Consider the following 16,001-nt stretch of genomic DNA (forward strand, 5'->3'; position numbering starts at 1 on the left):
TTTATAGTGAAGTATATTAACCATGTTTGAATTGCCGACATTAGAACAAAATCTTGCTTTTGCTTACAATAAGCCTGTTGCAACTGGCGTTATGAAACGGACGCCGGAAGATTTCAGAGTAGATGAAATCCTGGGCTTTGATTTAACCGGAGAAGGGGAGCATTTATTCCTGCTGATTGAAAAAAGCGGGCTCAATACCGAGGAAATCGTAAAATACCTCTCTGCTGCTACCGGCAAATCCCCTAAAATGATTTCATATGCCGGCCTGAAAGACCGCCATGCTGTTACAACACAATGGTTATCCATTCATTGCCCCGGCGAAACACTGGATTTAAGCGATCTTCAGGGTGAAGGCTGGCGGGTAATTGACAGTAAGCGACATTTAAAAAAATTAAAAATCGGTGTTCTGGAAGGGAACCGTTTTCAGCTGAAAATACGTTCAGTTTCTGATATTGATGATGTCGAGCAGCGGTTGCAGCGCATCAGAGAGACGGGCGTGCCTAATTATTTCGGTGCACAACGTTTTGGTAATAACAATCAAAATTTGCTTAAAGCCCAACAATTATTGTTTGAAAATAAAAGATTCAGAAACCCTTTCTTAAAAGGCATTTATTATTCTGCTGCCCGTTCGTTTTTATATAATCTCATTGTTTCCGAACGCATTAAAGCGCAAAACTGGAATACGGCATTAGCCGGCGATGTGATGCAACTTGAAGGTACTAACAGCATTTTCAGTATCGAACAGCCGGATCAGGAGGTTGCAGAGCGCATCAAACGTTTTGATATTTCACCTGCTGCACCATTGTGGGGTAAAGGTAAGGAAAGAGCTGAGGCAGAGGCATTGGCAATTCAGGATAAAGCACTTGATGCTTACAAAGCCTGGTGTCTGGCACTCGAAGCCCACAAGCTTGAGCGAGCCTATCGCCCGGTTATTCTGCAAGCAGGGGATCTGGAATGGAGTTGGGAGGCAGATTCTCTGACCCTGAGTTTCACCTTGCCGGCAGGCAGTTATGCAACCAGCGTGGTGAGGGAGCTTATAGATTGTAGTGAGCTATAGCAACCGGGGTTTACCCTCTCCCCAACCCTCTCCCGATACGGGAGAGGGGGTATACGGAGTATATTGGTTCCCTTTCCCGATACGGGAGAGGGAGTGTACGGAGTATATTTGGTTCCCTTTCCCGATACGGGAGAGGGAGTATACGGAGTATATTTGGTTCCCTTTCCCGATACGGGAGAGGGAGTATACGGAGTATATTGGTTCCCTTTCCCGATACGGGAGAGGGAGTATACGGAGTATATTGGTTCCCTTTCCCGATACGGGAGAGGGAGTATACAGAGTATATTGGTTCCCTCTCCCGTATCGGGAGAGGGCTAGGGAGAGGGTATTTAATCTTTCTAATCAGGATTCAACCTAAAATAAAGACAGTTCCTTGATAGCAGGCTCAACTAACACCGGCGGTTTTTTAGGTGGTGATTGCATAATGTCTACCCATTGCTTAAGCGTATCCATCATTTCTTTAGAAATAGTCAGCTTTTGTTTTTCGACTTCAATTGAATAAGTTTGGGATTCTTCATCATAAACCATATCAGGGGCAGGGTTTTTTTCCTGCTGATTTACCATGTAATCCAGTTCCTCCTTACTTACGAGCTCTCCGCCTTCGACACGCATACCGTCTGTTAGCGTATAACCATTAACTACACAATCCTGGTCTTTAGCAGACAAAGAAGTGCAAATGAGTGAGCAGGTTTTGCATAACAAGGCAATACTCATATCCAGTGAAAACCCGATAGTGTAACCCACGCCTTTACCGACCAGTTTCAGACTTTTACCCATAACATATGCAAGCGTAATGCTGGTAAAGGAAGTTACTATGCAGTCGGCATAGGTAGGCGCAAGCAACATTACGCCCACGGTTGCGCCTGGCCCCATTATCAGTACGGCGCAACTTGTCAACGCCGCTATAATCTTTATTTTGGCCGGCATAAGGGCCGATGATTTACTGACCAGGCCGCCAACCAGGGAGCCTGTAGTGTAACCGCTGATTTCACCAATGCTGCCTAATAGTGATGCGCACAGGCCGGCAATTGGATAAGAGCATTTATAACATTCATCCAGTTTTTCCAGCTCTTCCTTAACATATTCTGCAAATGCATCCTTATGAGTCCTCAATCCTTCCGGTAGAGGCGGTTGTACCTGACTGGAAACCTCTTTAAGAAAGTTTTGCGCTTCCAAAAGGCAACATGCTTTTGTTCGCATATCAATCAGGTTACCGCTACTTATTTTTCGAATATCATGCAATACCTGCACTAATTTCGCATTTTTCTCAGAGCGCGTGATATAAGTCGAGAGGATTTGTTGATTTATCATAAGAGTACATGCAAACAATATCCGTGACACATACATATAATCATTCTTTTCCTGATCACTAAGACTGCCAGGATTTGCCCTTAATTTGGAATCCAGTGCGCTGATTTGATATTTGGACTCCATATAGCTAAATAGACCTTCACATAATGCAATTTGTGTATTTCGTGCGGAGACATCCGTAGCGTAAAAAAATTTTTTGAGTTTACCGGGATCGGTTTTTTCAGCCAGTTTGATATTATTTTTCTTTTTCTGATAAAGCTCGCGGATATTTTTTATATCGCTAATAAAGGTGTCAGGTAAAACATAAACGGGTTCCATTTCCTTTTGATTTTCCTTTCCCATAGCATCCTCGCATCCGTATTTTTTTCCCTGCACAGGCAGGATATTTTTTTTGAAAAAAACCTGCTTAAAATATTAATATTACGACTAGATTGCATAAATGCAAATAAAATTGTTTTATTTTTTTTAGCATTGCCGGGTCAAAATGAGAACTATGCAAAAATTGTCCTGTGTAAAGCGAATTACCCACTTTTAAGCAATAACTAACAAATGCTATAGTGTGCCAATCTGCTAGCGATAAAAGACAGTGATTTATGAATACAATCAAACAGTTTTTTGGATTATTACGGCTTAGCCACTGGAGTAAGGGATTTTTTGTTTTCTGGGGGGTAATTTACTCGGGTTCCCTGGATTATCTGCCAACCGCAATACTGGCGGCTTTGGCGTTCTGCCTTATTGCCAGTGCTGGTTATATTTATAACGACTTTCAGGACAGAGAAGCGGACAGGCTGCATCCGCATAAACATAGAAGGCCGTTAGCCAGCGGCGATGCAACCTTATCTTTTGCCTTCGGCACTTTTATCTTTCTTTTAGTCAGCGGCCTGGCACTGGGCTGGTCTGTCTCCAGTAAATTAGCGGCATTATTAGGGGTATATCTGTTAATCAATCTGGCTTACAGCCACATTTTGAAAAATCTGCCGGTTTTTAACATGCTTTGTGTGGCCAGCGGTTACATGCTGCGGGTACTTGCAGGGACTATTGGAATAGGTTTGCCGCTCGCCCCCTGGCTGGCTGCAATAGCAATCTTGTTAAGCGGTTTAATCGCAATATGCAAACGAAGATTGGAAAAACAATTAAAAGTAAAACATGCTTCTGAGGAAGGATTATTTTCAGGTCGTGCTCCCTACCAGCTCGATTTTTTGATTGCGCTGCTGGTGGTCAGTTGTTTTACCGTATATTTATCTTATATTTTTGTAGTTCGTGATCAATCGTTTTACTTTTTGCTTACATTACCGTTTTTTGCGATTGGTTTGTGGCGATTTTCATCGCTTGCGACTAAAGAAAATAGCACGGATGATCCCGTTGCAATTTTTTTCAGCGATAGTTTATCACGATTTAATCTGCTGTGCTTTTTGGTATTAACATTTATTGCTATACGTCATTAAATAGAAAAAAAGCATGTGGCGTTTTTATTATTATCCGAATTTATAGTAACATGTGAGAGTCGCTGTTATATTGCTCCGGGTCATGTACTAACCAACGAAAGGATTTTTTTTGATAATGCTAAATCTTGGAAGTTTTGTTTCAAAACTGTATAAGAAATTACCTGTTATTGCTTTTGATATTTTTTCAATTCCGGTAGCATGGTATCTATCCTATTGGCTTCGTTATAATTTGACGCCTTTTCCAGGTAATTTATTGTCTATCGCTTCACTGAAAGCATTGGTTATACTGACTGTGGTTCAGACGGGGTGCTATTATTATTTTAAAGTTTATCGTGGATTGTGGCAATTTTCGTCAATTAACGATTTGCTGCGTCTGATTAAAGCAGTAGTTATTGCGACTATTCTGACTATTCCAGCGTTATATCTGTTCTCATTGTTACAAGTAATTCCACGCTCAATATTTCCGCTGTATGCTATTATCCTGATGGCAATTTTATGTAGCGGGCGTCTGGTTAAAAGAACCTATGTGGATAAAATTAATAATGTAGCGGATCATGATAATGTAAAAAAAGTGCTGATTATTGGTGCAGGCCAGGCAGGAGAAAGTCTGGTTCGTGATCTGAAGCGTAACCCCAATTACGAGCCTGTCGGTTTGATTGATGATAGCCAGATCAAATTCGGCACAGAAATTCACGGTGTCCAGGTACTTGGTTCAACAAGGGATCTGCAGGCGATAGTAACCAACTACGCTGTAGACCTGATTTTTATCGCCATTCCGTCTGCGCGTTCTGCCGCCATGAGACGGATAGTTAACCTATGTGAAAAATGCTCAATACCATTCCAGACTTTACCCAGTCTGCAGGCATTAGCTTCAGGGCGAGTGCAGATTAATGCTCTGCGTAAAGTGAATATTGAAGATTTGCTGGGACGTGATCAGGTATCGCTGGACTGGGACAAGATAGCTGCCAATATCCATAATAAAAATATTGTTGTTACCGGCGGCGGCGGTTCTATCGGTTCGGAGTTGTGCCGGCAAATTGTGAAATTGAAGCCGCATAGCCTGATGATCATTGAGAATAGCGAATTTAATTTGTATAAAATTGAGCAGGAGTTGAAAAATACCTTTCCTGCTACGCAGCTTTATGCGACCTTGGCGTCTGTAACGGATCGCACGGCAATTAATTATAATTTCCGAAAGTTTAATCCTGATTTGGTTTTTCATGCCGCAGCCTATAAACACGTACCCATGCTGGAAGAGCAGATTCGGATAGCAGTACAAAATAACATTCTGGGAACCCAGATTTTGGCTGAAGCCAGTGTTGCAGTCGGCGCTGAAAAATTTATCCTGATTTCCACTGATAAAGCCGTTAATCCAACAAACGTTATGGGTACTACAAAACGGGTTGCTGAAATCTATTGCCAGAATTTGAATGAGCGTGTTACGACCCAGTTTATAACGGTGCGTTTTGGCAACGTACTGGGTTCTGCGGGCAGTGTAGTGCCATTATTCCAAAGTCAATTACAAGAGGGCGGACCCATCACAGTAACTCATCCTGATATTCAACGTTATTTCATGACTATTCCTGAAGCGTCTCAGCTTATCCTACAGGCTATGGTTAATGGCAGCGGCGGTGAGATTTTTGTGCTGGATATGGGTGAGCCTATTAAAATTGCTTATCTGGCAGAGCAAATGATTCGTCTGGCAGGTAAGGAGCCTGGAAAGGATATCGAGATTAAATATACTGGCCTGAGACCAGGAGAAAAGCTTTATGAAGAATTATTCCATGAGTCTGAGCAGTTAGAGCAAACACAGCACGAAAAACTGTTTAAAGCCAAGTTCCGCAAAATTGACTGGCAAGAACTGTTACAGGCCCTGCGTATGCTGGTTGCAGCTTGCGAGCGGCATAATAACGATGAGCTTTATGTGTTAGTAAAAAGTTTAGTACCAGAATTTAAATCACAATTTGATGTTGTAATGTAGGTTGAAATTGAGTGTTGGGCTTTACAGCCCAACCTACGCTTTTAAACTGTCCCTGTATCGGGAGAGGGGAAAAGGTTGAGTCGTTTGACCCAACAGGGAACTCGTGATTACGCATATGGTGTTGAAAGTGAGTGTTGGGCTTTATACTCCCTCTCCCGTATCGGGAGAGGGTTGGGGAGAGGGGAAGACTCCTACTTCTCAGCCTTCTTCGGAAACAAGCTATCAAACATCAGATTATTATGCCGTTCCATTGCAGCAGAGCGCTTTTTATGGAATCCGCCAAGCTTATACACCATAATCGGTCCAACAAAGCAGACAAAACCCATGGCGAATGCGATTTTATAGGTAGGATCATTATTCAGCACCAGAAACACCAGGCAGGCTATCATTAAAATGATGGCAATAATGCCTGTATATGGAGAACCCGGGGTTTTATAACGTAAATCATCCGTTGTATAACCAGCTTTATACAAACGCTTACGGAAGTTAATCTGTGCCCAACACAGTGAAATCCAGGCAATAGCGCCAGTAAATCCGGATACGAGCAACAACGCTATATATAACATGGACTGGCCAAAGAAATAGCTGGTTACCAATAATACCCAGATAGTGATTAACGTGACGATCCCAGCGTTTTGCGGTACTGCGTTACGGTTAAGGATACTTAGCTTGTGGGGCGCCATTCCATTGCGTGCCAATGCGTTTAATGAGCGTACTATACCATATACGCCTGAATTGGAGCAGGAGAGGGTTGCTGTCAGGGTGACAAAGCTGGTAACGGCTCCAGCCCAACGCAGGCCATAAAAGTTTAACGCATCGGCGAATACCGAGTTTGCCAGTCCGGCTTTTTGCCATGGGAAAATTAAAACCAGACAAAATACGGGTATAATATAGATGAATAATATCCGGAAAGTGACATTACGGACAGCGCGCGGAATCATCCGGGCAGGGTCAACTGATTCCCCTGCTGCAAGGCCGATAATCTCAGAGCCCTGATAGTTTACCAGCAACAGTACCATGGCTGTTAATAACGCCATTCCTCCATTTGGAAACAGGCCTCCCTGATCAAAAATAAATCTGCCGCCGATAATGCCGGCTGGTTGCGGGCCATGGACAATTCCGAAAAAAATCAGGGTTGATAGAAAAACAAAGCCCATTAAAGCAACGATTTTGATTAAGGCAAGCCAGAACTCAATTTCACCAAAGGTACCGACTTTGGCGATATTAATATAGGTAATCAGCATGCCGAAACAGACAGCCCAAACATAACCGTTCACACCGGTAAAATGTTGCATGATAATACCGCCGGCTATACATTCCGCCGGGATATAGGCCACCCAGCTTATCCAGTATGACCAGCCGACGCCACAGGCTACCGAGGACGAAATAAAGTCCGCGGTATAGGTGATAAACGATCCGGAAATGGGAATAGCCACGGCAAGCTCTCCCATGCAGAGCATGGTTAGATAAATAATCAGGCCGCCAAGCATGTAAGCGATAAAGACAGAAGGTCCTACCTGATTTACTACGGCGCCTGTACCCAGGAAATAGCCGGAGCCTATAATACCGCCCAGAGCAATAAGCTGAACATGGCGATCTTTTAATCCTCGTTTGTAACCGCCATCACTAGCGGGCGAGTTCGATTTATTGTCGTGGGTAGTCACTGACTGTCTATTCTCACAAAAAAAAATTAATCTAACACAAATTGTACACTGGGTGTATAATTTGTCTATTTTTTTATGCACCAAATCTGCAGAAAGAGATTTTTATAAGAAAAAAGGCAATAAGGCAAGATAAATTTTAACAGTTTTCATTATACATTGCTTTATAGGCCGGAACAATCAAAAAACACGAGCAGTATTTGAAAAAATAATTTTCCTTATGTACACTTTAAGATCTTATTGATTAATGTTATAAATTCGGAGAAATCATGCAAGGTATTTCCTTGAGTGTGAAGTCGAGCAATGCTGATAATGTAAAAAATTCGTTAGCCCATATGAGGAAAGAGTATGATTTATATCAGTTTAACGTATATCACCTGTTAGCTCTGAAAAAAAATGAAAAAGTGAAAAGTCTTCTATCTGCCATCCGGCCAGGCATTGCTTTAGAGTTGTTCTGTACCAGGGATGATGAGCATGCTGCCAAACCCGGATTGGATGATTTAAAAAAACTAATAAATGATGTACCAAATACCATTTCAGTTTTGGTTTTAAACTGGGGCTTTTTACAGCATCTGGCTCCTGCAGAGCTTGAGGATTTTTTAAAATCGATTCCAGAGAATATAACGACTCTTTATTTGCGGCCAATGGATAATATAGGCTGGGATTTTACAGTAGATCAAATGAAAGCATTGGAGAGTTTGCCTAAGCATATCAAAGATTTTATCTTACAATTTGCACCTAAAGATTCAACTTATCATCATGATTTTAAAACAACTGTTTTTAACAATTTTCCAAAAAACGTGACCGGGCTTGATTTTTTTCATACACCCAGCCGCAATCTTAATCCTGACGCTTTCAATCGAGATGTGTTGCCAAATGTCAAAAAACTTGATTTTAATGAGAGTCTTTGTGATGTGGCGTTTGTTACTGCTCTGATAATGGAATTTGGCAAACAATTGCGTACTTTGGATATAAGTAATGACAGTTATATCTGGCAGGATAGCGTTTTGGATGGTTTGGAAGCAAGTCAACTGAAAGAGCTATTACTGAAAAATGTAACTGTGGAAGACGATTTAGAATTAATATTTAGCGCATTGCCCATGACTTTGGAAAAGCTTAATCTGGCAAGCAATGGGCTGGATCAGCATATGGAGCTATTAAAAGAATGCGCTAAATTTCTTCCGCCAAACCTCGTTGAAATTGATATAAGCGAAAATAATATTGGTGCAAATGAAGCCCATGGCCTTTTTCCTGCTTCAGTAAAAAATATTATTGTAGGGCCTGCTCCACAAATTAACGCTGAACCAGAGCCGCCGGCATTGGTTGCAGTATCTGCCGATAGTGCAGATACGCAAGCAAAGGTGTCATTGGAATTAATTAATATAAAAAAGCAGATCAAAAAGGCAGTGGAACTCTATAAGGCCTATTATGACAATAATCGTTTGCATGCATTTTTTAGCGGGCACTTTACTGAAGGGCAGAATAGAGCTGAAAGTTGGAGGCAAAAAATAGAGTCGCTAGACAGTTTGCCGGCACTTAAAGGGCATATTATCCAATATTTGGAAGATTCAGACATGAAAAATGGCAGAACAGACGTTTATTCATTTCGCACCATATTGCTTGCCTGCGTCAAGGATGGGCTTAACGAGCTTAATCAAGATAGATTGACACGCGTGTCAGAGGGTTTTAATGGGAATTTGTCTGCATTAAAAACTGGCTGGACAGACGCAGTTGTTCCGAAAGCGGAATTGCCTGGATATAAATAACCTGGTTGGAGTGTTGGGCTTTACAGCCCATAGCCGTCAAGCTAAGCCAGGTACACAGGAAATTAGAATAGTAAATGTACAAAATTCCTTAACTGACTGCTATGTGTTTTACAGTCCCTATTCGTTCGGCCTGAGGAAAATGCGGAGCATTTGTCTCGAAGGCGTGGCACTGTACCACAGGCTTCGAGACAGTGCTAAAGCGCTTCCTCAGCCCGAACGATATTGTAAAATATAGAAATTTAATTCCTTAGCTTGACGGCTATGGGCTTTACAGCCCAACACTCATTAAGGTAAAGCAAAATGCCAATTCATAGCCTCAGACAATTTTTCAAGCATAATCTCGCCCCGAATACTATTACCCTTTGCATTTACCCGCGGGCTAATAACCGAAACACCAGCTTTACCCGGCACTGCTGCAATAATATAACCGGAAACCCCACTTTTAGCTGGCATGCCGGTTTTTACCAGATGAGTTCCTGATTGATCGTAAAGCCCGCAGGTTGCCATGATAGCGAGTGTTATTTTACAGGTCTCCGGCGAAATAACCCGCTCGCCAGTTACCGGGTCACAGCCAGCATTCGCAAGCACTGTTGGCAAATACAGCATCTGTTCAAGCGTTGCTTCATAAGAACAAAGCGAAAAGTATAAGTCAAGCGCAGGATCAACTTCACTGCCCAGGCGATCGCTGCTTTTTAACAAATAGGCCAGAGAGCGATTACGGTTACCTGTTCTTTTTTCCGAGGTAAAGACCAGTGGGTTAATAGGCAGACGTTGGTTAAACAATTTTTGTACCCAGTTTTCCAACCAGGCAAATTGTTGTTCTGCTACACCCGGGATATGGGAACAGAGGGTAATCGCACCGGCATTTAGAAATGGATTTGATGGTTTCGGACCAAATTGCTCGAGGCGGGTAATTGAAGCGAAATCATCCCCCGACGGTTCTACTTTTACCCATTCGAAAAGCTTTGCGGAGCCAAACTCTTCTAACAATCCAATGAGCGGAATCATCTTGGCCGTGCTTTGCAAGGTTACTAACGGGATATCCCGGTTACAATACATAAAACTCTGGCCATTAATCAGGCTTACCGCGATACCGGTTAATTCGGCATCAATGTTAGCCAATTCCGGAATATAGTTTGCGGTATTGCCGTCGTTATTCGATATTGCATATTCAACAATAGATTTTAAGAGTTCGTGAGTTAATATTGGTTGCGCCATAAATTCTCATCGCTAAAAAACCGGCCATTATCCTAAATTTAGCACATCATGACAAACTCTTTTGCTCAGTGACCAATTCAACGGATTCAATTTTTTGAAATCGTTGAGTAATTTTTTTTGCAGAAGTTGATACTTCACCCACATCCTGATGTGCCTGATCAATATGTTTCGCTAATTTGTCCATCCGTTTTTCAAAGCGTTGGAAGTCATCGGCCAGGGATTGTAGGTGTTGTTGAATAATATGAACCTGTTTACGGGTTGCATCATCTTTTAGAACCGCACGCGCAGTAGTTAATACCGCCATCAGAGTACTGGGCGAAACCAGCCATACTTTAAGCCGTTGCGATAAAGTAATTAATTCGGGGTAATTGGCATGAATTTCGGCAAAAATGGCTTCGGCAGGGATAAACATAATGGCGCTGTCAGTCGTTTCATTGGCAATAATGTATTTTTCTGCAATATCTTTAATATGCTTTTGCACATCTTGCCGGAATTGCTGTTGCAAGGTTTTTTTATCATTACTTTCTGGCTGATTCATTAATTTCTGATAGGTTTCCAGCGGAAATTTGGCATCAATGACGATATGACCTGAGGGTTCTGGTAAAAATAAAATGCAATCAGCCCGTTTTTGATTGCTTAAGGTATGTTGCATGCGATAATGGGTGGCCGGGATCATATTGCCAATCAATGTCGCCAGCTGCACCTCGCCAAAAGCGCCTCGCGCACGTTTGTCTACCAGAACATCCTGCAGGTTAACGACATGGCTGGAAAGTTCGGTGATTTTTTTTTGCGCTTCGTCAATAATTGTCAGCCGCTTTACGATGTCAGTAAAGGTCGAAGACGTTTTTTCAAAACCTTCGGTCAGACGAGTATTAACCTGTTGCGTCATATTCTGTAAATGGTTGCGGGTTTCAGCGGTTAAGGACTGAAGATGATTAGTCAGGGAGTCGGCATGCTGTTTAAAGCTGTGATTGATTTGCTCGCGTACGTCCATCATTTGTTTCTGAACCGTCTGATTGATTAATTGATGGGTTGCCAGCTGATCACCGGCCAGTTTTTCAAGTACCCGTTGCTGACTGAGCTGGATAGTGTCATTCATTTGAATATGCAATTGATGGAGCAGATCTGTAAATGCCTTAACATTATTCGCCTCCAGATTTTCAGTCTGGCTGCGTAATTGCCTTTGTTGCCGGTAAATTAAAAATACAAACAGGAGTTGTGTTGCTAATACCAGGCCTATGCCTTGCAGGGGGGAGAGTATAAAAATGTCATTTAGCATGGTTGGATCTTACCTCAGTGCAAATATTTAAACCCGGGTTTCGCTTCGCTACACCCAGGCTACAGTGTTACGCGGTCTGGGTGATCTCGATAAGTTTACTGTAATGGTAAACCTGCTTTAACTGGCCATAATCAATAAGTTGTAATGAGCCGACATAGTAGGGAGCTTTCAACTGCTTGGCAATATCTTCGGTAAAAGAAAAGCGGATTGTCGATTTTCCAGCCGGCAGCCATTGCGCGGCTTGAACGGTTTCTACGCCTTTCAAGTTGCCGTTTTTGTCAGTTCCATATAAAACTGCCTGCAAGGCATAGCGGCTGCCGGTCGCGGTATTAAGTGCTGCAGAAAAATTAAATGCTTGTCCGGGTGTTTGCTTTATCTCAACTATTGCCGCTGATGGAATACGGTATGAAAAAGCCGTATGGCCATGTCGTTTGATAGTATTGCCTTCGATGGACGTATCGATCTGCACTTCAACATAGTCACTTTTTCCAGCCGGGTTAACTAATGATTTAAGAGGGTATTTCGCTTGATAACGATTGTTTGCAATTTTTTCCGGTTCTAAGGTAATGGTTTGACCGTTGCCGGTAAGGATACTCATTGTTAAGCGGTCAATGGGATAGCTGCCGGTTTTATCGCTCAGATTGACTGTCGCGACCAGTGTATCATCAGTCTGATAATAGGCTTTGTCTGTTTCAACAGTTAAAACAAAATCAGACGCTGGTTCAGACACATGAACTCTGACTGGCGTCTGGCCATTGGAGTTTACGCTATGGCTTTTGATAGTAAAATTACCAAAGCCTAACTCTGGCTTTAATTTGATTAAGGTACCATTTTGCTCGGGCGCAATTTGATATTCGCCGGCCGGCTGCTCGGTTGCCTCTTGAAATGACCAGCTGCGTCCGTTTTTCTCAATGTCAAATCGCAAGGAAGAACCGTGTAAGGTATGGCCAGAGGCGGTGAGATGGATTACAGCACCCGGCGCGGTTGTGGAGATATTGATTCCCTGTTGTAATTTTGCAAGCGTTGTTTCCAGATAATATCGCGTGCTGATTTGCTGGTGTTGTACTTCTGACTGGGTATTTTTCAAAGAAACCGGCCACCGTGCCGTTAATGGCTCGCGCGACAGCAGTTCACATTTATCACAATCATAAGCCTGAACAGGATATTCAGGCAGTGTTATGGCAAAAGCCTGGGGCAGCCAGAAACTTAAACCCAGTCCATAGCAACTCAATTTCATTTAGTGCACTCCTTGCGCCACAAGATCCCTACCTAATATTTTTTCCAGGCCAAAGCAGGTATGGCGGCTTTGACTATGGCTAAAAGTCGTTTTACCCGTGGTTTTCTGAATATCATAAAACCAGGTTTCACCAGCAGTAGTCTGGGAAGAGCATTCCAGAAAACCATCCGAACACGGTTTCAGATACCACTGCGTCATTTTCAAACCGATATTTAACAAATAGCCATTACAGTAACTGGCAGGGGTGAAAGGGGAGGCGGTTACATCGGTGCTGACCACAACCCGGAATGGAACCGGCAGAGAAATACGGTCAGGAGTACCAAAAAGCAACTCGCCATTTAACAGCGCCATATCCCCGATTCGCTGCTGGCGGACAGAATCATTACGATAACCGAGTAACCAGCCCACTGATTCGCCAAAAATATTACCATCATTCACTTCATCCGCCAGCGGTGTGCCGCCGCTTGAGGGCGACAGGGCAATGACCTGTTTGATTTTTTGTGATAATTCATAATAGCGGGGGTCGTAAGTCGGATTTGATAATATCCAGCGCATGATATTACCGCCGTTAGAATGGCTGTAAACAATGAGCTTATCGATTTTTTTATCTGTGATGAATGACAATAACTGATCAACTGTACAACCGGCAGCATCTTCATGCCACAGATTCTGGCCATAATCGCAAGCTACGACAATATAATTCTGCTCATTGAGCAGATAATGACTCATTTCTTCAATAAAATCCTTTTTCCAATAGTTGCCTTCTGCATCAGTCCGATGATCATTAGTGCCATGAACAAAGGCAATCCCGAGATTATTCGGTTCACTGTAAGCGTACATGGATAAAAGCAGGAATAGCAGACAAATAATAAAACGCGGCAGGTCCATTTTGTATAAGCCATTTCGTAATGAAACAATATCTATACCACAGCCCAGAGGAAGAGAGCAAGAAAGATGATGTGGGCTTGCTACATTATTGTTATATGATACTCTGATCAGCATTTTTAAAACGGATATATCAGTTATGGTTGCCGAAGAAATTGTCAATAATGCAGAACAACTGCGTCAGCAGATCAGACTTTATGACTACCACTATTATACCCTGGACGAACCCTTGGTGCCCGATAGCGAATACGATCGTTGTTTCCGGGCATTGCAGGCAATTGAAGCAGAATATCCCGAGCTGATTACACCCGACTCACCGACCCAACGGGTAGGAGGAACCGTTTCCAGTACATTTGAACCCGTGGTTCATCGCCAATCCATGCTTTCGCTCGGCAATGTGTTCAGCGAAGAAGAGCTGCATGCTTTCATCAAGCGCGTAGCAGAACGGCTTGATTACAATGAGCAGGCGCTGGCATTTACCTGTGAGCCCAAACTGGATGGCCTTGCGGTCAATCTGACTTATGAAAATGGCGTACTCACCTCAGCTGCCACTCGCGGTGACGGTACAGTAGGCGAAAATATAACCAATAATATCAGAACCATCCCCTCAGTTCCGCTAAAATTAATCACTGATACACCTCCTGCTTTGTTGGAAGTGCGTGGTGAAGTCTATATGCCCAAAGCCGGTTTTGAGCAATTTAATGAAAAAGCACGCCTGGCAGGCGAAAAAATATTTGCCAACCCACGTAATGCCGCAGCGGGTAGTCTGCGCCAGCTAAATTCTAAAATTACTGCGTCCAGACCATTGGCCATGTATTGCTATGGTATTGGCGCTCATGAAGGGATTGAATTGCCAGGCAGTCATTTTGAACAGCTGCAATTATTACGTACTTTAGGGTTCAGAGTATCTGAGGAAAATAAAAAAATTACTGGTATGGCGGGTTGCCTTGCTTATTATTATGAATTGCAACAGCGCAGAAATTCCCTGCCATATGAAATCGATGGGGTAGTCTATAAAATAGACAGTATTCGCCAACAACAGGATTTAGGCTATGTAGCGCGTGCGCCTCGTTTTGCCTGCGCCCACAAATACCCTGCCCATGAAGAAATGACCGAAATCATCGCAGTTGATTTTCAGGTTGGACGCACCGGAGCCTTAACCCCAGTGGCACGGTTAAAACCAGTAACAGTTGCCGGAGTGACAGTTAGCAATGCCACGCTGCATAATATGGATGAAATTGAACGTAAAGGGATACGGATTGGAGATACAGTCGTTATTCGCCGTGCCGGCGATGTCATTCCCGAAGTGGTAAGCGTAGTGACGGAAAAACGGCCTGCCGACACAAAAGCGATTGTATTGCCGGAAAATTGCCCGGTATGTCAGGCTGAAGTCATCCGGGAGCAGGATGAAGCTGTTGCCCGTTGCACAGGCGGTCTGTTCTGCCGGGCGCAATTAAAACGAATGATCTGGCATTTTGCATCCCGTAAGGCAATGGCAATCGACGGCCTCGGTGAAGTTATTATTGAACAGCTTGTTGACTTGAATAAAATTAAAGATGTTGCTGATTTATATACCCTCAGCCTTGATGAGTTGGCTGGCTTGCCGCGCATGGGAATTAAATCTGCGCAGAATGTGCTGGCTGCCCTTGAGAAAAGTAAATCAACCACGCTCAAGCGTTTTATCTACGCTTTGGGAGTACGGGAGATTGGAGAGGTGAGCGCAGGCGTGTTGGCTGTCCATTTTGGCGACATTGCGGCCTTAAAAAGCGCTTCACTCGAGCAATTAATGGCATTAAAAGATATTGGACCCGTTGGCGCGGAGAATATTGTACACTTTTTTATGCAACAACATAATTGCGAGGTCATAGACAAGCTGATTGCCGCAGGGATTCATTGGCCGATACAGGTAAGACAGGAAGTGGATCACAATAATCCGCTGTTCGGCAAAACAGTCGTTTTAACCGGCACGTTGCCAACGATGAGCCGGGAACAGGCAAAAGCAAGGCTGGAGGCGGTTGGAGCTAAAGTGACCGGAAGCGTTTCCGCCAAAACGGATTATGTGCTTGCTGGCAGTGAAGCCGGCTCCAAGCTGGAGAAGGCGTTGCAATTAGGTGTGGCAGTGATCAGTGAAGATGATTTGTTACACATGCTGGAGAAGTAA

11 protein-coding genes are annotated in these 16,001 nt (G+C 43.3%); 5 read left to right on the forward strand and 6 right to left on the reverse strand.

Features of this window, described 5'->3' with window-relative positions:
- The first annotated feature begins 22 nt into the window (after positions 1 to 22).
- Positions 23 to 1,057, forward strand: coding sequence for a tRNA pseudouridine(13) synthase TruD (gene truD, locus ACFORL_RS11170; RefSeq protein WP_382344031.1), 1,035 nt, complete (start codon positions 23 to 25; stop codon positions 1,055 to 1,057).
- A 354-nt stretch (positions 1,058 to 1,411) separates the two neighbouring features.
- Here truD and ACFORL_RS11175 read toward each other — a convergent pair whose 3' ends face one another.
- A complete protein-coding gene (locus tag ACFORL_RS11175) occupies positions 1,412 to 2,710 on the reverse strand; it encodes a hypothetical protein (RefSeq protein WP_382344033.1) in 1,299 nt (432 codons plus the stop codon).
- A 251-nt stretch (positions 2,711 to 2,961) separates the two neighbouring features.
- On the opposite strand from ACFORL_RS11175, the gene ACFORL_RS11180 reads away from it, so the two are divergent.
- Positions 2,962 to 3,813 (forward strand): decaprenyl-phosphate phosphoribosyltransferase, encoded by an 852-nt coding sequence (locus ACFORL_RS11180; RefSeq protein WP_382344036.1) that lies wholly within the window; start codon positions 2,962 to 2,964, stop codon positions 3,811 to 3,813.
- Between the two features lie 115 nt (positions 3,814 to 3,928).
- Positions 3,929 to 5,794 (forward strand): polysaccharide biosynthesis protein, encoded by a 1,866-nt coding sequence (locus tag ACFORL_RS11185; protein WP_382344038.1) that lies wholly within the window; start codon positions 3,929 to 3,931, stop codon positions 5,792 to 5,794.
- Positions 5,795 to 5,985: 191 nt separating this feature from the next.
- Here ACFORL_RS11185 and ACFORL_RS11190 read toward each other — a convergent pair whose 3' ends face one another.
- On the reverse strand, positions 5,986 to 7,458 hold the full coding sequence (locus ACFORL_RS11190; protein ID WP_382344040.1) for an amino acid permease: 1,473 nt from the start codon (positions 7,456 to 7,458) through the stop codon (positions 5,986 to 5,988).
- A 287-nt stretch (positions 7,459 to 7,745) separates the two neighbouring features.
- Here ACFORL_RS11190 and ACFORL_RS11195 point away from each other — a divergent pair, with 287 nt between their 5' ends.
- The gene (locus tag ACFORL_RS11195; RefSeq protein WP_382344043.1) at positions 7,746 to 9,221 is read left to right on the forward strand and encodes a hypothetical protein; all 1,476 of its coding nucleotides are present in this window, start codon (positions 7,746 to 7,748) and stop codon (positions 9,219 to 9,221) included.
- Positions 9,222 to 9,506: 285 nt separating this feature from the next.
- Here ACFORL_RS11195 and glsA read toward each other — a convergent pair whose 3' ends face one another.
- The 4 genes from glsA to ACFORL_RS11215 all read right to left on the reverse strand — a co-directional run bounded on the left by glsA (position 9,507) and on the right by ACFORL_RS11215 (position 13,843).
- Positions 9,507 to 10,439 carry a glutaminase A gene (gene glsA / locus ACFORL_RS11200; protein WP_382344045.1) on the reverse strand — a complete coding sequence of 311 codons (933 nt, stop codon included), beginning with the start codon at positions 10,437 to 10,439 and terminating at the stop codon, positions 9,507 to 9,509.
- Between the two features lie 46 nt (positions 10,440 to 10,485).
- Positions 10,486 to 11,718, reverse strand: a complete 1,233-nt coding sequence (locus ACFORL_RS11205) for a DNA recombination protein RmuC (RefSeq protein ID WP_382344046.1) — start codon at positions 11,716 to 11,718, stop codon at positions 10,486 to 10,488.
- Between the two features lie 67 nt (positions 11,719 to 11,785).
- The gene (locus ACFORL_RS11210; RefSeq protein WP_382344048.1) at positions 11,786 to 12,955 is read right to left on the reverse strand and encodes a DUF4785 domain-containing protein; all 1,170 of its coding nucleotides are present in this window, start codon (positions 12,953 to 12,955) and stop codon (positions 11,786 to 11,788) included.
- Entirely contained in the window at positions 12,956 to 13,843 is an 888-nt protein-coding gene (locus tag ACFORL_RS11215) for a hypothetical protein (RefSeq protein WP_382344050.1), read from the reverse strand.
- A 136-nt stretch (positions 13,844 to 13,979) separates the two neighbouring features.
- Between ACFORL_RS11215 and ligA the strand changes: the two genes are divergently transcribed.
- Positions 13,980 to 16,001: an NAD-dependent DNA ligase LigA gene (gene ligA, locus ACFORL_RS11220; RefSeq protein ID WP_382344052.1), complete on the forward strand. Its 2,022-nt coding sequence runs from the start codon at positions 13,980 to 13,982 to the stop codon at positions 15,999 to 16,001.

Origin of the sequence: Legionella dresdenensis (assembly GCF_042649825.1) — a bacterium.
GTDB lineage: Bacteria > Pseudomonadota > Gammaproteobacteria > Legionellales > Legionellaceae > Legionella_C > Legionella_C dresdenensis.